Annotated in this window: 14 protein-coding genes; 9 read left to right on the top strand and 5 right to left on the bottom strand. The window is 67.5% G+C overall.

Annotated features, from left to right (window positions below; translation table 11 throughout):
- Positions 1–25 precede the first annotated feature (25 nt).
- The 4 genes from C5F75_RS25310 (at position 26) to C5F75_RS25295 (ending at position 4,407) form a co-directional block, all read left to right on the top strand.
- A complete protein-coding gene (locus C5F75_RS25310; protein ID WP_059582744.1) occupies positions 26–868 on the top strand; it encodes an SPOR domain-containing protein in 843 nt (280 codons plus the stop codon).
- Between the two features lie 6 nt (positions 869–874).
- Complete coding sequence (locus tag C5F75_RS25305; protein WP_059582742.1) at positions 875–1,369, top strand: CvpA family protein; 495 nt, start codon at positions 875–877, stop codon at positions 1,367–1,369.
- A gap of 51 nt (positions 1,370–1,420) precedes the next feature.
- Complete coding sequence (gene purF, locus C5F75_RS25300; protein ID WP_059582739.1) at positions 1,421–2,953, top strand: amidophosphoribosyltransferase; 1,533 nt, start codon at positions 1,421–1,423, stop codon at positions 2,951–2,953.
- A 263-nt stretch (positions 2,954–3,216) separates the two neighbouring features.
- A complete protein-coding gene (locus C5F75_RS25295; protein WP_059583129.1) occupies positions 3,217–4,407 on the top strand; it encodes an O-succinylhomoserine sulfhydrylase in 1,191 nt (396 codons plus the stop codon).
- A gap of 103 nt (positions 4,408–4,510) precedes the next feature.
- Here C5F75_RS25295 and C5F75_RS25290 read toward each other — a convergent pair whose 3' ends face one another.
- Genes C5F75_RS25290 through C5F75_RS25280 form a run of 3 tightly spaced genes read right to left on the bottom strand, consistent with a single transcriptional unit; the run spans position 4,511 to position 7,609 of the window.
- Positions 4,511–5,476 (bottom strand): NAD-dependent epimerase/dehydratase family protein, encoded by a 966-nt coding sequence (locus tag C5F75_RS25290; RefSeq protein ID WP_060009488.1) that lies wholly within the window; start codon positions 5,474–5,476, stop codon positions 4,511–4,513.
- Positions 5,463–6,509: a GDP-mannose 4,6-dehydratase gene (gene gmd, locus C5F75_RS25285; protein WP_059639179.1), complete on the bottom strand. Its 1,047-nt coding sequence runs from the start codon at positions 6,507–6,509 to the stop codon at positions 5,463–5,465. The genes C5F75_RS25290 and gmd overlap by 14 nt, the downstream gene beginning before the upstream one ends.
- 35 nt (positions 6,510–6,544) lie before the next feature.
- Positions 6,545–7,609 (bottom strand): acyltransferase family protein, encoded by a 1,065-nt coding sequence (locus C5F75_RS25280; protein ID WP_060009485.1) that lies wholly within the window; start codon positions 7,607–7,609, stop codon positions 6,545–6,547.
- 444 nt (positions 7,610–8,053) lie between these two features.
- Here C5F75_RS25280 and C5F75_RS25270 point away from each other — a divergent pair, with 444 nt between their 5' ends.
- Genes C5F75_RS25270 through C5F75_RS25260 form a run of 3 tightly spaced genes read left to right on the top strand, consistent with a single transcriptional unit; the run spans position 8,054 to position 14,242 of the window.
- Positions 8,054–10,270, top strand: coding sequence for an NHL repeat-containing protein (locus C5F75_RS25270; protein WP_104012859.1), 2,217 nt, complete (start codon positions 8,054–8,056; stop codon positions 10,268–10,270).
- 40 nt (positions 10,271–10,310) lie between these two features.
- On the top strand, positions 10,311–11,777 hold the full coding sequence (locus C5F75_RS25265; RefSeq protein ID WP_059639181.1) for a flippase: 1,467 nt from the start codon (positions 10,311–10,313) through the stop codon (positions 11,775–11,777).
- Positions 11,774–14,242, top strand: coding sequence for a glycosyltransferase family 4 protein (locus tag C5F75_RS25260; RefSeq protein ID WP_059582723.1), 2,469 nt, complete (start codon positions 11,774–11,776; stop codon positions 14,240–14,242). The genes C5F75_RS25265 and C5F75_RS25260 overlap by 4 nt, the downstream gene beginning before the upstream one ends.
- Before the next feature lie 371 nt (positions 14,243–14,613).
- On the opposite strand, the gene C5F75_RS25255 is transcribed toward C5F75_RS25260, so the two are convergent.
- Positions 14,614–15,789, bottom strand: coding sequence for an acyltransferase family protein (locus C5F75_RS25255; protein WP_059582720.1), 1,176 nt, complete (start codon positions 15,787–15,789; stop codon positions 14,614–14,616).
- A gap of 217 nt (positions 15,790–16,006) precedes the next feature.
- On the opposite strand from C5F75_RS25255, the gene C5F75_RS36890 reads away from it, so the two are divergent.
- Both C5F75_RS36890 and galU read left to right on the top strand, forming a co-directional pair.
- On the top strand, positions 16,007–16,150 hold the full coding sequence (locus tag C5F75_RS36890; RefSeq protein WP_006479318.1) for a hypothetical protein: 144 nt from the start codon (positions 16,007–16,009) through the stop codon (positions 16,148–16,150).
- 231 nt (positions 16,151–16,381) lie between these two features.
- Entirely contained in the window at positions 16,382–17,269 is an 888-nt protein-coding gene (gene galU, locus C5F75_RS25250; RefSeq protein WP_006482949.1) for a UTP--glucose-1-phosphate uridylyltransferase GalU, read from the top strand.
- Between the two features lie 370 nt (positions 17,270–17,639).
- Here the strand turns inward: galU and C5F75_RS25245 are convergent, their stop codons facing one another.
- Positions 17,640–18,758: an acyltransferase family protein gene (locus C5F75_RS25245; RefSeq protein WP_059582718.1), complete on the bottom strand. Its 1,119-nt coding sequence runs from the start codon at positions 18,756–18,758 to the stop codon at positions 17,640–17,642.
- Positions 18,759–18,772: the final 14 nt, after the last annotated feature.

The following is an 18,772-nucleotide window of genomic DNA, read 5'->3' as shown; positions in this document are numbered from 1 at the left end:
CGGGCAGTTTCGGACTCAGCCATTCATGGGAATTTTCTCGTTCGGCAAGAAAGACGACGACGCGCCCCCGCGGCGCGGCGGTCGCACCGGGGCCTCCCGGAACGTGCGCACGGAGCGCACTGAACGCGTCGAGCGCCGCACGCGCCGCACCGAGCGTCCGGAATCGGACGCACTGCTCCTCGATCCGACCCTTCCTGAAAAGCAACGCGCGCGCCGTCGCCTCGTCGGCGCGATCGCGCTCGTCGTGGCCGCCGTGATCGTGCTGCCGATGGTGCTCGACTCGCACCCGAAGCCGGTCACCGACGACATCGCGATCGACATCCCGAACCGGCCCGCGCACCAGGCGGTCGCGCCGCGCGACGACGACGTGTCCGACGTGCAGGCGGGCGTCGCGCACGACGAACCGCCGGCCTCCGACACGGCCATGGCGGCCGCACCGGCACCCGCCCCCGCGCCGAAGGATGTCGCCAAGCCGGCCGCGAAACCCGATACGACCACCACCGCGAGCGTGACGCCGCCGAAGCCCGCGCCGAAGCCGGCCGCTCCGGCGGCGAAACCGGCCGCGCCGAAGCCTGCGCCCGCAACCGTCGCGAATGCCGGCGCCGCGAGCCCGGACGGCGGCGACGCATCGTCGCCGGCGTCGCCGGCCGGTGCGCGCTTCGCGGTGCAGCTCGGTTCGTTCAAGGACGCCGCGACCGCCCGTTCGTGGGCCACCAAGTTGAAATCGGCGGGCGTGCCCGCATATGTCGAGCACAGCAAGCAGGCCGACGGCAGCACGGCTACACTGCTGCGTGCCGGCCCGTTCGCGGATCGTGCGGCGGCATCCGCCGCGATCGCGAAGGTGCGCGAAGCCGGACTGACGCAGTAACGTGCGATGCTGACGGCTTTCGACTACGCTGTATTGGCGGTGATCGCGTTGTCGGCGTTGCGCGGCGCGTGGCGCGGCTTCGTGTCCGAGATTTTCGGGCTGATCGGCTGGATCGCGGCGGTCGTGATCGCGGGCCGCTACGTCGGGCTGGTCGTGCCGTACATTCCGGCGAACTGGCCGGGCGGCGCGCTGACGCAGTGGGTGATCGCCTTCGCGTTGCTCGTGATCGGCGTCGTGCTGGTCGCCGGCGTGGCGAACGCGCTGCTGTCGCGGATCGCGCAGGCGAGCGGCCTGGGCGGCGTCGACCGCTCGCTGGGCATGATGTTCGGGCTCGTCCGCGGCTGTGTGCTGGTGGTGCTGCTGGTCGCGGCGGCCGGGCTGACCGAACTGCCCAAACAGGATTTCTGGCGCAATGCGCTATTGCGTCCTTTTGCCGAACAGGGCGTGCACGAGCTGAAGCAGCTCCTGCCCGACGGCATGGCCCAGTACGTACGCGTGTGACGGCGCGGCCGGGCAGGACGGAACCGATTTTGTCATCTTGAAGGACATGCCATGTGCGGCATCGTAGGCGTTATCTCCCAATCCCCTGTCAATCAGCTGATCTATGACAGCCTGCTGCTGCTGCAGCATCGCGGTCAGGACGCGGCGGGCATCGCGACGGCGGACGGCAGCAATTTCCACATGTACAAGGCGAACGGCATGGTGCGCGACGTGTTCCGCACGCGCAACATGCGCAGCCTGCCCGGCACCTACGGCATCGGCCAGGTACGCTACCCGACGGCCGGCTCGGCGTCGAGCGAGGCCGAGGCGCAGCCGTTCTACGTGAACGCGCCGTTCGGGATCATCCTCGCGCACAACGGCAACCTGACGAACTGGATGCAGCTGAAGGACGAGATGTTCCGGATCGACCGCCGGCACATCAACACCAACTCCGACAGCGAAGTGCTGCTCAACGTGTTCGCGCACGAGCTGCAACTGTCGACCACGGGCCTCGAGCTCGACCCGGCGTCGGTGTTCAAGGCGGTCTCGGGCGTGCATCGCCGCCTGCAGGGTTCGTACGCGATCGTGTCGCTGATCGCCGGCTACGGCCTGCTCGCGTTCCGCGACCCGTTCGGCATCCGCCCGCTGTGCATCGGCAAGCTCGAAACCGAGCACGGCACCGAATGGATGGTCGCGTCGGAGTCGGTGGCGGTCGAAGGCATCGGTTTCGAATTCGTGCGCGACCTGGAGCCGGGCGAAGCGGTCTTCATCGACAAGGCCGGCAACTTCCACAGCCAGCAGTGCGCGGAGAACCCGACGCTGAATCCGTGCATGTTCGAATACGTGTATCTGGCCCGTCCGGATTCGTGCCTCGACGGCGTGCCGGTGTACAACGTGCGCCTGCGCATGGGCGACTATCTCGCCGAGAAGATCAAACGCGAACTGCCGAACGTGCCGATCGACGTCGTGATGCCGATTCCCGATTCGTCGCGCCCGGCCGCGATGCAGGTCGCCGCGAAGCTCGGCGTCGAGTACCGCGAAGGCTTCTTCAAGAACCGCTACGTCGGCCGCACCTTCATCATGCCGGGGCAGGCCGTGCGCAAGAAGTCGGTGCGCCAGAAGCTCAACGCGATGAGCATCGAGTTCAAGGACAAGCACGTGCTGATCGTCGACGATTCGATCGTGCGCGGCACGACCTCGCACGAAATCGTGCAGATGGCGCGCGATGCGGGTGCGAAGTCGGTGATCTTCGCGTCGGCGGCGCCGCCCGTGAAATTCCCGAACGTGTACGGCATCGACATGCCGACGCGTGGCGAGCTCGTCGCGCACGGCCGCACCGACGAAGAAGTCGCGAAGATCATCGGCGCCGATCACCTGATCTATCAGGACGTCGACGATCTGCGCCGCGCGGTGCGCGACATCAACCCGAAGCTCGAGCGCTTCGAGGCGTCGTGCTTCGACGGCAACTACATCACCGGCGCCGTGACGCCCGAGTACCTCGATGCGATCGAGCGCGCGCGTCTCACGCCGGCGTCGCAGGCCGATCGCGATACGGCCAGCGATACCGAGCGCTCGCAGATGAACCTGCAACTGTCGGTCGAGTAACTCACGCCGGCGCGCGCTTGGATCGAGGCGTGATAGGATGTGGCCTTGCGTCGATTTGATATCAGCTTGCGGACGCGGGGCAACTTCCCAAAACAGCTAAAGCGAAGGCCGGCGGCAGCCGGCCCGAGTCGATCGCTGTCGTACCGCACCGAAGCCCGCTGATGCCGACGCATAGCGGGCTTTTTGTTTTTGGCCTCGGTTTTGACCGGGTCCGCGCCTCGTGCATGACCATCGGCGCGGCCATCGAATACGGAAAACGGAACATGGACGACTCCCTCAACTTCGACACGCTTGCCGTGCGCGCGGGCACGCTGCGCAGCGACTTCAACGAGCATTCGGAAGCGCTGTTCCTCACGTCGAGCTTCTGCTTCTCGAGCGCGGCCGACGCGGCCGAGCGCTTCGCGAATTCGGAAGACTATTTCACCTATTCGCGCTTCACGAACCCGACCGTCACCATGTTCCAGGAGCGTCTCGCGGCGCTCGAGGGCGGCGAGGCGTGCATCGCGACGGCGTCGGGCATGGCCGCGATCATGTCGGTCGTGATGTCCGCGCTGCAGGCGGGCGACCACCTCGTCAGCTCGCGCAGCCTGTTCGGCTCGACGCTCGGGATGTTCTCGCAGATCTTCAGCAAGTTCGGGATCACGACGACCTTCGTCGACCCGACCGACCTGAACGCATGGCAGGAAGCCGTGCGGCCGGAAACGAAGATGTTCTTCCTCGAGACGCCGTCGAACCCGCTGACCGAACTCGCCGACATCGAGGCGATCGGCAAGATCGCGAAGGCCGCGAACGCGCTGTTCGTCGTCGACAACTGTTTCTGCAGCCCGGTGCTGCAGCAGCCGCTGAAGCTGGGCGCGGACGTCGTGATGCACTCGGCGACGAAATTCCTCGACGGGCAGGGCCGCGTGCTCGGCGGCGCGCTGGTCGGCTCGAAGGAATTCATCATGGGCAAGGTGTTCCCGTTCGTGCGCAGCGCGGGCCCGACGCTGTCGGCGTTCAACGCGTGGGTGCTGCTGAAGGGGATGGAGACGCTGTCGCTGCGCGTCGAGAAGCAATCGGCGAACGCGCTGGAGATCGCGCGCTGGCTCGACGCGCATCCGGCAGTCGCGCGCGTGTTCTACCCGGGCCTCGAATCGCATCCGCAGCATGAACTCGCGAAGCGCCAGCAGAAGGCGGGCGGTGCAATCGTGTCGTTCGAGCTGAAGGGCGACACGCCGGAGCAGCAGCGCGCGAACGCGTGGCGTGTGATCGACAACACGAAGCTGGTGTCGATTACCGGCAACCTCGGCGACACGCGCACGACGATCACGCATCCGGCCACCACGACGCACGGCCGCATCACGCCGGAAGCGCGTGCGGCGGCGGGGATCACCGAAGGGCTGATTCGCCTCGCGGTCGGGCTCGAGCACGCGGGCGACATTCGCGACGATCTCGCGCGCGGCCTGGACAGCTGAGCGATACGGCCGGTTTTTGCCCGGCATCGATGAAACGGGCCGCTCGAGAGAGCGGCCCGTTGTCGTTTCGGCGCATGCCGTTGCGCGCGTGTTTTGCCGACGTTCAGCCCGCGGCGTGCGCGGGCGGCGCGGCACGCATCGCGTCCACCATCCAGCGCAGCGTTTCGTCGAGCGGCGTGATCGGCAGTTCGCCCACCGCGCGCCGCAGCTTGTCGCGCGACCCGCTCAGGCGCTTCACTTCGTTGTGCCGCACGAAGCGCGGATCGATCGTCACGTCGATCACGTAGCCGGCGATGCGCGACAGCATCGCCAGCACTTCCTTCAGCGAATACGCGCGCTCCGAACAGACGTTGAACGTCTCGCCGGCCGGCGCGGCTTCGATCAGCTTCAGATAGGCGGCCGTCACGTCGCGCACGTCGGAGAAATCGCGGCTCACGTTGAGATTGCCGAGCGAGATCCGCGGCGCGTTGCCCGCAAAGTGCGCGACGAGCTTCGGCAGCAGATACGCATCGCTCTGGCCGACACCCGTGTAGTTGAACGGCCGCGCGATCACGATCGGCAGCCGGTCGGCCCACAGCTTCGCCGCATATTCCATTGCGAGCTTGCTGACCGCGTAGTCGTTCGCCGGGGCCGGCGCGACGGTTTCGTCGAGCACGCCGGCCGTCGAGTTGCCGTAGACGTTCGCGCTGCTTGCGAGCAGCACCGCCGACGGGCGGCGGTCGAGGCCGTCGAGCGCGGCCAGCAGGTTGCGCGTGCCGACGATGTTGACCGCGTAGGTCTGCGACGGCTCGTCCTGCGCGACATGCGCGCGCGCGGCCAGATGCACGACCGCGTCGGGCCGCGCGTCGGCCGCGGCCGCGCGCATGGCCTGCGCGTCGAGCAGGTCGACGGGCAGCAGCGTGCAGTGCGCGAACGCCGGATCGGCGGGGCCGGGCGTGCCGGGCGCGACCGTGCCCCAGACGTCGTAGCCGGCAGCCTGCAGGCGTTCGACCATGTAGCGGCCGGTGAAGCCCGTCAGGCCCGTGACGAATGCACGGCGCGACGGACGCCCGGCCTCAGAACGTGTCATGGTGTTGATTCCGCGTCAAATCCGCTTCGACCATCATCTGGCAAAGTTGTTCGAGCGTCGTCTTCGGTTCCCAGCCGAGTTTGCTTTTCGCCTTGTCCGCGCAGCCGATCAGCAAGTCGACTTCCGCGGGGCGGTAGAACTTCGGGTTCACTTCGACGAGCACGTTGCCGGTCGATGCGTCGAGGCCGCGCTCCTGCTCGCCCTTGCCGGTCCATTCGAGCTGGTAGCCGGCCGCCGCGAACGCCATCCGCACGAAGTCGCGCACGGTTTCGGTGCGGTTGGTCGCCAGCACGTAGGTGTCGGGCTCGTCGGCCTGCAGCATGCGCCACATGCCTTCGACGTATTCGAGCGCGAAGCCCCAGTCGCGTTTCGCGTCGAGATTGCCGAGCTCGAGCCGGGTCGCCTTGCCGAGCCGGATCTTCGCGACCGTGTCGGTGATCTTGCGCGTGACGAATTCGCGGCCGCGCAGCGGCGATTCGTGGTTGAACAGGATCCCGCTGCTGCCGAACAGGCCGTACGACTCGCGGTAGTTCACGGTCATCCAGTGCGCGTACAGCTTCGCGACGCCGTAGGGGCTGCGCGGGTAGAACGCGGTGGTTTCCGTTTGCGGGATCGCCTGCACCTTGCCGAACATCTCGGACGTCGACGCCTGGTAATAGCGGGTCTTCGGGCTCACGACCCGAATCGCCTCGAGCAGGTTCAGCGGGCCGATGCCGGTCACTTCGGCGGTGGTCGCCGGCTGGTCGAACGACACGCCGACGAAGCTTTGCGCGGCCAGGTTGTAGAGCTCGTCCGGCTGCGTGCGTTCGAGCAGGCGCAGGCTCGAGCCCGCGTCGGTCAGGTCGTGTTCGACGAGCGTCAGGTTCGGGTGCGTGTCGACGCCGAGCTCGGCGATGCGCCAGAAATTCACCGAGCTGGTGCGGCGATAGGTGCCGGTGACTTCGTAGCCCTTGTCGAGCAGCAGTTTGGTCAGGTACGCACCGTCTTGCCCCGAAATTCCGGTGATGATGGCCTTTTTACGCGTTTGGCTCATGGCGTTGTCCTGGTAGAAGCGATGGATGATGAGATTCAGGCGGTCGTGCCGGCGGCGGCCGGCAGCGCGCGGCGCGCGGGCCCGCGCGTCAGGCGCCGTTCGAAGCCGTACCAGCTCAGGGTCGCGTACGCGAGCGTGATCGCAAGCGCCAGCGCGGCCGTGACGAAACGGTTCAGGTGCAGCGGCCACAGCGCGTACAGCACGCTCAGGTGGATCAGGTAGACGGTGTAGCTGACGGTGCCGACGTAGACGAGCATCGGGTTCGTCAGCACGCGTTGCACGAGGCCGCGCCCGCGCAGCGCGATCACGACGATCGACGTGCACAGCAGCAGCGAGATGCTGTAGAGCGCCGCGTTCGACAGCGGCGTGTTCGCGGCGCGAAAGCGCGGGAACGACAGGTGCAGCCAGCCGAGGATCGCGAGCGACACGAGCGCGCCGACGATCGCGAGCGGATAGAACGGCTCCAGCGCGCGCCGGTCGCGGCGCAGCACGATCGCGAGCAACGCGCCGGCCGCGAGCAGGTCCATCCGGAACGGCGTCAGGTAGTAGATCGGCCAGAACGAATCGAACCACGGCGTCGCGATCGCGCGCAGCACCGGCGCCGCGACGATCAGCGCGGCGGCGACCCACAGCAGCGCGCGCTCCGAGCACCACAGCACGACGAACGGCCAGAAGATGTAGAACTGCTCCTCGACCGCGAGCGACCACAGCACGTTCAGGCTGTCATGGCCGATGCTGCCGAGCGACAGCCCGATATTGGTCGAGAAGAACGCGAACCACGGCCAGTGCGGCAGCCAGCTCGCGCCGAACAGCAGCGTCGACACCGCCAGCAGCAGCACGTACGGCGGCAGGATCCGGCGCATGCGGCGTGCGTAGAAGTGGCTGAAGTACGACTGCCCGCGCGCCTTGCGATCGAGCAGGATGCCGGTGATCAGCAACCCGCTCAGCACGAAGAACAGATCGACGCCCATCCACAGCGGCGCCTTCAGCGCGTGCTGCAGGAACACGGCGCCCACGGCGATCGCGCGCAGTCCGTCGAGCTGCACGATGCGGCCGTGTTGCGGCGGGGCGAGGTCGGCGGGGCGCGACAGGGCCGTCATCGCGCGGCTCCTTCACGACCCGCATCCGATGCGTGTACGTATTGCATGCCTTTAAATGAAATAGGGAATCGAAAACGATTCTAGGGAAAAGAAATCGGTAAAAAAACGCGCGTCATTTATCTGACGGCAAATACCCGAATGCCGATTATTACGGTCGCGAGACGAAAGATTTGCACCGGGCGGCCGCCAGACGCGGCGCGGGGCGGAACTTTCTACGTGGCGGCGCGGGAAAGGCGGTCGTTATTGCCGTTTCCGGGCCGGATTGACTGCCTGTTCCGGTTCGATATTTCTGGCGGAAACATCCCCAAATATTTCCAAATTTCTTGTGATTATTTTTGCTTGTAACCTGCATCGCGACGTTTGAAACCCATTTAGCGACAGGGCGCAGCCGCCGGCCATCCGAGGCTGCGCCGGTCGTTGTTGCATCGAGTCTGGAGAAGCGCATTGCGACGTCTGATTCTGGTTGGCGTGACGGTATGCGCGGCGCTGCTGACGAGCGCCGTGCCGGCCGAAACGGTGTTGCCCGCGACGACCTCGTGGATCGGCAACACGTTCGGCTATGGCGACGGCAGCTGGACGCAGATCGACATCCGCGCGATCGCGGTGACGCCCGACGGCAAGGTGTATACGAATGCGCCGTGGGACGAGAGCGGCGCCGAGGCGAGCGTCTACCAGGACGGGAAGATGCTCGGCTTCGCCGGTGGCACCCACGGCTGGGGCAACCTCGGCGGCAACGCGATCGCGGTGAACGGCAAGTATGCGTATGTCGCGATCGGCGTCGGCAACGAGCGCGGCCACCTGCAGTCGCCCGGCATCTGGCCGGACAAGGGCAAGCAATGGTTCGGCATCTCGCGGCGCACGATCGGCGACATGAAGCAGCCCGCGCCGTTTCGCGCGGCGCCGCCGGTCGCGCCGGGTGGCCGCGCCGATGCCGGCCGCGCGCGAATGGCCGCCAGCTTCATGATGATGAACGAGGTGCCGGCGCCCGCACGCTCGGAAGTGGGCGACGCGAAGGCGGAAGTGGGCGGCCTCGCGGCCGACGACAAGACGCTGTTCGCGACCAATCCGTCGCGCGACGCGGTGGACGTGTACGACGCGGAGACGATGCAGCGGAAGGGCACGTGGAGCGCGCACGAGCCGGGCCGCATCGCGCTCGCGGGCGACGGCACGCTGTGGCTGCTGACCGATACGCTGGGCGGGCCCGCGCATCTCGTGCACGTGCGGGCCGACGGCCGCAAGCTCGACGACGCGCCGGCGCTGCCGGCCGGCACCGACGCGGTGGACGTGGCGGTCGATGCGAAAGGGCGCGTGCTGGTCGCGGACAACGGGCCGCGCCAGCAGATCCTGATCTTCTCGAAAGGCGCGAGCGGCTACGCGCAGTCGGGCTCGCTCGGCGAGCGCGGCGGCATCTTCGCGGGGCCGGTGCCGGGGCGCCCGGGGCCGCAGCGCTTCAACGGGCTGACGGGCGTCGGCGTCGACCGCGCGGGCAACGTCTACGTATCGATGAACGGGATCGGGCCGCGCCACGACACGATCGGCGCGGGGCTCGGCGCGGTGCTGGAAAGCTACACGCCGGACGGCAAGCTGCGCTGGCAGGTGCAGGGGCTGCTGTTCGTCGACGGCGCGTGGCTCGACCCCGCGCGGCCGAACAGCGTGTACACGGGCAACAAGCGCTTCGAGCTCGACCTGTCGAAGCCGCCGGGCCAGGACTGGAAATACGTCGGCTTCCTGTCGAACCGCTTCAAGTATCCGGACGACCCCGTGTTCCACACCGACCAGTATCCGGGCATGCCGATCGCGCGGCGCGTCGACGGCCGCACGTTCCTGTACCTGACCGACATGTACGCCGATCATCTGAAGATCTACCGCTTCGACGCGAAGCGCGACGGCGAGGTCGCGATTCCGTCCGGCCTGATCGCGGGCCGCGCGCGGCCGGTCGACAAGGTGCCGAACAAGCCGCCGGGCGGCGACTGGCTGTGGCGAGACGCGAACGGCAACGGCCGGATCGATGCCGACGAGTCCGAGATCAACACGACGGGCAAGGCGAAGGCGGGCGGCTGGGGCTGGTGGGTCGACACGAAGGGCGACATCTGGCGCACGAGCGACGTGCGCGGCATCCACCGCTTCCAGTACGGCGGCGTCGACAAGGCCGGCAACCCGATCTATTCGTACGACAAGGTCACGACCTACCCGATGCCGCAGCCGTTCACGCAACTGCGCCGGTCGATCTACGACGCGCAGACGGACACGCTGTACGTGACCGGCTACACGGCCGACGCGCCGCCGCAGCCGGGCATCAACAAGGAAGTCGGCCGCGTGCTGGTGCGCTTCGACAAGTGGTCGAGCGGCTCGCCGGTGGTGCGCTACCAGGTCGCGCTGCCATGGCAGCTCGATGCGAAGCCGATCCTCGACCTGATCGGGATCACGGTCGAAGGCCGCTACATCTTCACGGTGGAGCCGGTCGGCAAGATCCACGTGTACGACAAGGAAGCCGGCAAGGAAGTGGGCGTGATGAGCCCGGGCGCCGAGGTCGGCAAGGCCTCCGGCTGGGTCGACGTGCCGTTCGGCATCAGCGCGTTCCGGCGCGAGAACGGCGAATACCTCGTGTTCGTCGAGGAAGACGCGCGCGGCAAGGTGCTGATGTATCGCTGGAAACCGTGACGGGCGGCGCGCCGTCGTCGACGTCACTCAAGGCTTAAGCATGGACAAAGGCATACTCAAGAACGTTTCGATCAACTTCATCGGGCTGATCCTGCCGACCTTCGTGTCGCTGGTGACCGTGCCCGCGTACATCCACGCGCTCGGCGTCGAACGCTACGGCGTCGTCAGCCTCGTGTGGACGCTGATCGGCTATTTCGGGATCCTCGATCTCGGGATGAGCATGGCCGCGCAGAACCACATCTCGAAGGCGCTCGCGAGCGGCGACGCCGACGAAAGCGCGCGCGTGTTCTGGAGCGCGTTCTGGCTGAATCTCGGCACCGGCATCGCGGGCGGGTTGCTGATCTATTTCGGTGCGTTCGTCTACACCGCGTATTTCACGAAGGTGTCGGCCGCGATGCAGCACGAGGTGTATCTCGCGCTGCCGTGGCTTGCGCTCGCGATTCCGCTCGCGAACGTGTCGTGGGTGTTCGCCGGCGCGATCAACGGCGCCGAACGGTTCGGCGTGTTCAACACGAACCAGACGATCGGCACGTTCCTGTTCCAGCTGCTGCCGCTCGCCGCCGCGTGGTGGATCGCGCCGAACCTGCAGACTGTGCTCGCCGCGGCCGTCGTCGCGCGGCTGATCGCGGCGGTGATGCTCGGCCAGGCCAGCATCAAGGTGCTCGGCATCCGCCGCATCGATCCGCCGCAGTGGGGTACCGCGAAGGGGCTGTTCAACTTCGGCGGCTGGATGCTGATCGCGAGCACGACCAGCATGATTGCCGACACGCTCGACCGCGTGATGCTCGGCGCCGGCATGGGCGCGAAGTTCGTCACCTATTACACGGTGCCGCAGAACCTCGTCACGCGCCTGAACATGCTGCCGAACGCACTGGTGCGCACGCTGTTTCCGCGCCTGTCGGCGGTCGGCCGCGATCACGCGGATACCCTCGCGCGCCAGTCGCTCGAATTCCTGAACGGCGTGTTCACGCCGGTCGGCATCGTCGCGATCTTCGCGCTCGCGCCGTTCCTCACGCTGTGGGTCGGCGCCGATCTCGCCGCGCATTCGGCGCCGGTCGGCCGCGTGCTCGTGATCAGCGTATGGCTCGTCGGGCAGGCGAGCGTCACACGCATCCTGATCCAGTCGCAGGTCAACCCGGCCCGCGCGGCATTCGCCGGGCTCGTCGAGATGCCGTTCTTCGTCGGCGGCCTGTGGCTCGGCATTCATCACTTCGGGCTGATCGGCGCGGCGGTGGTCGTCGCGGCGCGCGCGCTCGTCGACTACGGCGTGCTGCTGTACCTGTCGGCGATCCGGATGCGCGCGATCGTGCTCGACATGCTCGCCCATCTCGCCTTCCTGCTCGCTAGCCTGTTTCTGGCGCAAGCGTGGCCGGGGCTGGTCCAGTCGATCGGCCTGTGCGCGGTCGTGCTGGTGCTGAACGTTGCGTGGTCGCTCACGATGACGCCGGGATTGCGTGCACTCGTGCGCGACCTGTTCGTCCGTCTCAATGCGAGGAGAACTGCATGAATCGCGATCTGGCGGAACACGCCGTCCTGAATCTCGCCACGGCCGACGCCGCCGTGGCCCACGCGGGCGACGCCGCCGCGCTGCACCGCGCGGTGCCGGCCGAACGGGCCGGCGCGCGGCAGCCGGCGCGTGCGCTGCGCGTGGCGATCGTCCACGACTGGCTCGTCACCTACGCGGGCGCCGAGCGCGTGCTCGAACAGATCGTCGCGTGCTTTCCCGACGCGGACCTGTTCAGCCTCGTCGATTTCCTCGACGACCGCGCGTTCGTGCGCGGCAAGGCGGTGACGACGTCGTTCATCCAGAAGCTGCCGTTCGCGCGCACCAAGTACCGCAGCTACCTGCCGCTGATGCCGCTCGCGATCGAGCAGCTCGACGTGTCCGAGTACGACCTCGTGATCTCGAGCAGCCACGCGGTCGCGAAGGGCGTGCTGACCGGGCCGGACCAGGTGCACATCAGCTACGTGCATTCGCCGATCCGCTATGCGTGGGACCTGCAGCACCAGTATCTGGAACAGTCGAATCTCACGCACGGGCCGAAATCGCTGCTCGCGCGGATGATTCTCCATTACATCCGCAACTGGGATACGCGCACCGCGAACGCGGTGGACGGCTTCGTCGCGAATTCCGCGTTCATCGCGCGGCGCATCAAGAAGGTCTACCACCGCGACGCCGCGGTGATCTTCCCGCCGGTCGACGTCGACGCGTTCTCGCTGAACGCGGCGAAGGAGGACTTCTACCTCACCGCGTCGCGGATGGTGCCGTACAAGAAGATCGACCTGATCGTCGAAGCGTTTTCGCGCACGCCCGAGCGCAAGCTCGTCGTGATCGGCGACGGCCCCGAGATGCAGAAAATCCGCGCGAAGGCCGGCCCGAACGTCGAGATCATGGGCTATCAGCCGTTCGCGGTGCTGCACGACCGGATGCGGCGCGCGAAGGCGTTCGTGTTCGCGGCCGAGGAGGATTTCGGGATCTCGGTCGTCGAGGCGCAGGCGTGCGGCACGCCGGTCATCGCGTACGGCAAGGGCGGTGCGCTCGAAACCGTGCTCGACCCGCAGTCGAGCCTGAACCCGACGGGCCTGTTCTTCGACGAACAGACGCCGCACGCGATCGTCGCGGCCGTCGACGATTTCGAGCGCGCGCCGCAGCGCTTCACGCCTGACGCGTGCCGCGCGAACGCGGAGCGGTTTTCCGCCGATACGTTCCGGCAGCGCTTCCTCGACTACGTGGAGCAAGCGCTGCCCGGCTCGACCGCGCGGCGCGGCACGGCCGCGCCGATGCCGGCCGCGCGCGGCCCGGCGACGCTCGTGCTCGATCAGAGCGGCGTGCTCGGCGGCGCCGAGCTGTCGCTACTCGAGATCATGAAGCACATGCGCGCGAACGCCGACGTGCTGCTGTTCGACGACGGCCCGTTCCGCGCGGCGCTCGACGAGATCGGCGCGCGCGTCGACGTGGTCGACCAAGGCGCGCTCGCGGGCGTGCGCAAGCAGGGCGGCGTGTCGTTCGGCGCGGTGAAGCAGCTCGTGCGGCTCGTGCGCGACGTGGCCCGGCGCGCGCGTCGCGCCGAGGTGATCTACGCGAACACGCAACGCGCGATGGTGGTCGCCGCGCTTGCCGGGCGGCTCGCGCGCAAGCCGGTGGTCTGGCATTTGCGCGACATCGTCAGCGCCGACCATTTCGGCGGCAAGCAGTTGCAGGCGATCAAGTACTGCGCGCGGCTCGGCGTCACGCGCGTGATCGCGAACTCCGATGCATCCGCGCAGGCGTTCCGCGCGCTGACGGGCTTCACGCCGCAGCACGTCGACGTCGTGTTCAACGGCATCTCGGCCGAACCGTTCGATGCGCTGGAAGGCGTGAGCCAGGCGGCGCTGCGCGCGCGCCTCGGGTTGCCGACGGACGCATGGCTGGTCGGTTCGTTCAGCCGGCTCGCGCGCTGGAAGGGGCAGCACGTGCTGCTGGAGGCCGCCGCGCGGCATCCCGACATGCACGTGGTGCTGGTCGGCGCGCCGCTGTTCGGCGAGGACGACTATGCGGCGCAACTGCACGAATACGTCGCGCAGCACGGGATGGACGAGCGCGTGCATTTCCTCGGATTCCAGCGCGACGTGGCCGCGTGCATGACGGCCGTCGACGTCGTCGCGCATACGTCGATCACGCCCGAACCGTTCGGGCGGGTGATCGTCGAGGGGATGCTCGCGCGCCGACCCGTCGTCGCGGCGCGTGCGGGCGGCGTCGTCGAGATCATCGAGGACGGCGACAACGGGCTGCTCTGCGAGCCGGGCAACGCGGCCGCGCTGGCCGATGCGCTGGCGGCGCTCAAGCGCGACGGCGCGCTGCGCGAGCGGCTCGTCGCGAGCGGGCGCGCGACCGCGGTGCGGCGGTTCGGGACCGAAACCTACGTGGAGCGGGTCGAGAAGATTCTCTCCGATACGGCGAAGGCCGTCCGGGCCGCGAAAGCGAAGAAATAGCAGCCGGCGCGCGCCGGCGGGAAACGAGCCTCCGTGCGGCGTCGTGCCGTGCGGGGGCTTCGTCGTTCAGCGGGCGACGCGCCTGGTTGGGGCGGGTTGGCGGGCTCGAGTCCGAGTCGGCGCGAGCTTGGCCGATCGTCATCCGGAACGGGAGCGGGCCGTCGGCAACGTGACGCGAGCAGGACACCGTCGCGGTCGTACCGAGGAAACCGCGCACCGGCGGCTTGCGCGGGCCGTGGCGCGGTCGGCGCGCGGCAGGCTGCCGGTCCCTTGTCGAACCGGCCTGCAACCGCACGCCAGCCGTGAAAAAGCCCCCGAGCGGCGGGACGCCGCGCGAGGGCTCCGGAGCCGGACGGGCCGGCCGCCCGGCGTCAGACCGCCTGTTCGGGCGTCGACGCGACGACGCGGGCGGCGCGGGTCGGCTTGAAGCTGGCCGACCACATCATCGCCGGCCGTTCGAACATCCGGTAGAACAGGTACGCCACCGGAATCGCGACGGCCATGAACGCGAACGACGGCCAGATCGACAGTTGCAGCTCGGAGTGGAACAGCACCGAGCCGAGGCAGACGAACAGCGGCAGGTGGACGAGATACAGCGAGTAGCTGAAGTCGCCGAACCAGCTCAGCACGCGCAGCGGCGGCGTGGCGCGCGGCGGGCGGGCGAGGGCGCGGTACAGGAAGCACGCGAAGCCGGCCGACCACAGCTGGAACGCGCCGTACTGGCCGAAATGGAACGCGCCGCAGCCGGCGGCGAGCAGCACCGCGGCCGCGACGTACCATGCGCGCGACGGCACGACGGCCGTGCCGCGCGACTGCTGCGCGCGCACGTCGGCGATCCACGCGCCGATCGTCCAGGACAGCCAGTAGGACGTGAAGAACTGCAGGTCGTGCCGTTCGAGCAGCCACGCCGACGCGACGTTGACGAGCGCGACCGCGGCCACGACAGCCGGCATGCCGATGCGCCGGCGCAGCGCGAACAGCAGCGGGTAGATCGCGTAGAACTGCACTTCGAGCGACAGCGTCCACAGCGCGCCGTTCGACCCGTACGTATAGCCGGCGACGCCCTGCAGCGAGAACAGGTTCACGAGGAACGCGACGACGCCGACGTCGCGGATCTTGTGGCTGACCGGCTCGATCTGCAGGCTGACCGCGTCGAGCGCGAGCGTGAACAGCAGCGCGGCGAGCAGCACCGGGTAGATGCGCGCGAAGCGGCGCACCCAGAAGTTCGGCGCGTCGAGCCGGTACGCGGGGTTCGCCGCTAGCTTGAGCGCCGCGTTGCGGTGGATGCAGTAGCCGCTGATCACGAAGAAGATCGGTACGCCGGCAGAGCCCCACGCGAACGGAAAGGTCAGGTAGCCGGCGATCGCGCCGGGGCTCAGCGCGTGGCCGTAAGCATGATGGAAGCTTTGCATGCCGACCCAGACGACCTGGCGGCAGTGGAAATAGGCGACGAGCAGCGCCGCGAAGCCGCGCATCGCGTCGATCACGTGTTCCTTGTGGTCGGCGACGGGCGGCGCGGCCAGAGACGATCCGCTGAAAGCTTGCATGCGATTCGATTCCTTGCGACGGATGGACGGGAAGTTTCATCCAATCGTAATGCGCAAGAATTCCGTCAATGAATAAAAAAATCTCGTCCGGAAATATCGGTATTCCGCATCATGGGTTTATCGAGATCTGAAAGCGGTTCCGAGAGCCGCCTGAATTATTTGCCGATTTTTTTCTGATAGTTTGAAGCTCCAGTTGATTGATGCAAGGAGCGGCAAGATGGACATGCATTGGATCGCGAGCGCTGCAGTACTACTGGTCATGGCCGTGCTGTCGGCGTACCGCGAGGCGCTGAAGAACGAACCGATCCGCCCGGGCCTCGAACGGGGCGGCGTGCCCTATATCGAGGAATTCGAATCGTAAGAATTTGTATCCGGAGAATCGGTAATTTGTTTCTGCTCCGGCAATCGGTTCGGCAATATCGACCGGCTTGAAACGATTATATTTTTTTCCGGAATAATTGGGCAATCAGTTCATATCGAAAATGAGCGGAGCGGAATTGGCAGTGCCGTCGATTCTCGATATGCCGTTCGGAACACAATCGCGCCGGGTCGCGGGTCGACGCGGCGCAGACAACGCTATCAGGATGCGAACATGTTGAAAGTCACCAAGGCCGTGTTCCCCGTTGCCGGTCTCGGCACGCGGTTCCTCCCGGCAACGAAGGCGAGCCCGAAGGAAATGTTGCCCGTCGTCGACAAGCCGCTGATCCAGTACGCGGTCGAGGAAGCGATCAACGCCGGTATCACCGAGATGATCTTCGTCACCGGGCGCAGCAAGCGCGCGATCGAGGATCATTTCGACAAGTCGTACGAGATCGAGGCCGAACTCGAGGCGCGCGGCAAGGAAAAGCTGCTCGAGCTCGTGCGCGGCATCAAGCCGAGCCACGTGAACTGCTTCTACGTGCGGCAGCCGGAAGCGCTCGGCCTCGGCCATGCGGTGCTGTGCGCGGAGAAGCTCGTGCACGGCGAGCCGTTCGCGGTGATCCTCGCCGACGACCTGCTGCACGGCGAACAGCCGGTGCTCAAGCAGCTCGTCGACGTGTTCGACCACTATCACAGCTCGGTGATCGGGGTCGAGACGATCCCGCGCGAGGACAGCCGCTCGTACGGCGTCGTCGAGGGCCGGGAATGGGAAGAGGACATCATCAAGCTGTCGGGCATCATCGAGAAGCCGGCGCCCGAGGATGCGCCGTCGAACCTCGGCGTGGTCGGCCGCTACGTGTTCATGCCGACGATCTTCGATCATCTGCGCAAGCTCAAGCCGGGCGCGGGCGGCGAACTGCAGCTCACCGACGCCGTCCAGTCGCTGCTCGCGAACGAACAGGTGCTCGCGTATCGCTACTACGGTACGCGTTTCGACTGCGGCAGCAAGCTCGGGTATCTGAAGGCAACCGTCGAGCTCGCGCTCCAGCATCCGGAAGTGAGCCGCGAATTCGAGGCGTACCTGCGTACCTGCCTCCCCGCGCTGGCTGCCGTCGCTTAAGCGGCCGCGCGCTCCGTCGTTTCAGGTGGTGGTTGTTCCGTTGGCCCCGGCCGCTCGCGCGCCGGGGCTTTTTTGTATTTGCGGCGCACGAGCATGGTGCGCGACGTTTGCGTGCGGCGCCGGGAATGGGTGCGGGGTGGTGGCGCGCGACGCGCGACGTCTGTCGACGCGGCAGGACGTCGTGCTTGAAACGGGTGCCGCGGCATTCGCCGCGTGACCGGATCGGTGGATGGATTGCGCGGTATGCGCGACGCTGGCGCGTCGCGCGGATGTCGCGCGATGACGCATCGCCTGCCATGCCGCCGGACGTCGTCACCGGTATCGACGCGTTCCGATCCGGTTCCGGCCGCGCGCCGCGTCGGCGCGCCGCTCAGCGCGGCGACGCGCTCGGCTGCGCGGCGAAGTGCCGGGCCAGCATCGCGGCGATCGGCTTCTTGAAGTCGAGCAGCCGCTTTTCGAGATAGCGCCACGACAGGTGCGCGAGCAGTACGGCGAGCGCGAATTGCAGCATTTCCGGCAGCGCGTCGCGGACGAGGTCCGGCATCGGCACGTGCGCGAAGGACGAGGGCAGCGCGCCGAAACGCGCCGGGATCAGGTTGTGGAACAGGTAGAAGCCGTAGCTGATCGTGCCGAGATAGGCGAGCGGCGCGCAGTCGAGCAGCGCGACGACGGGATGCTCGGGCTCGCTGACGATCCACAGCATCAGCGCGCCGAGCGACGCGGACAGGCCGAGATCGGCGAGCCCCGCAGCCGCATCGGGCAACGCCGTGCAGGCGGGCAGCGCGAGGAAGAAGGCGACGCCTGCCGCGCCGAGCCAGCCCGGCGGTACGCGGCGTGCGGCGGCCGCGCCGCGATCGGCGAGCGCCATCGCGCCGACGCCGCCGAGCGCGATCAACGCGAAATTCCACGGGGAAAACGCATAGATCAGCACCGGCGATGCGTCCGCCAGGTAGAGCGCGAGATGCGCGACCGCGCACAGCGCGACGGCCGCCACACTGAGCGCGACGTGGCGCGCGGCGGGCACCGCGAGCAGCGCGAGCGGCGCGATCAGATAGAACTGCTGTTCAACGGCGAGGCTCCAGAAGTGCGACGTGGAGCCCGGCCAGCCATCCTTGACGACGCCGATCCAGTAATTCGACAGGAACGCCGCATGCCATGCGAGCCCGAGATTGACGCCGCGCTGGTAGAACAGCGCGTGCGCGATCGCGAGCGCCGCGAGCAGCAGGTAGTACACGGGAAAGATCCGCAGCGCGCGCTTCGCGAGGAACAGCGCGAGCGCGTGGCGGCGCGTCATGGCGCCGCGCTCGACCGCCTGGCGGTTGCGATGCAGTTCGCCGACGATCAGGAATCCGCTGATGAGGAAAAACGTCCACACGCCAAGCTTGCCGACGTCGATGGCAAGGACGTGGCCCTTGTGGGACAGGAAAACGAGGATGACGGCGAGGGCTCGCAGGCCGTCGAGTCCTTTGACGTATCTGACTTCGCGCATGGAGGCATCCGGGC

Source organism: Burkholderia anthinoferrum, assembly GCF_002925705.1.
Classification (GTDB): Bacteria; Pseudomonadota; Gammaproteobacteria; order Burkholderiales; family Burkholderiaceae; genus Burkholderia; species Burkholderia semiarida.
The sequence above is the reverse complement of the archived record's forward strand: the minus strand, read 5'-3'. Positions and strand labels throughout refer to the sequence as shown.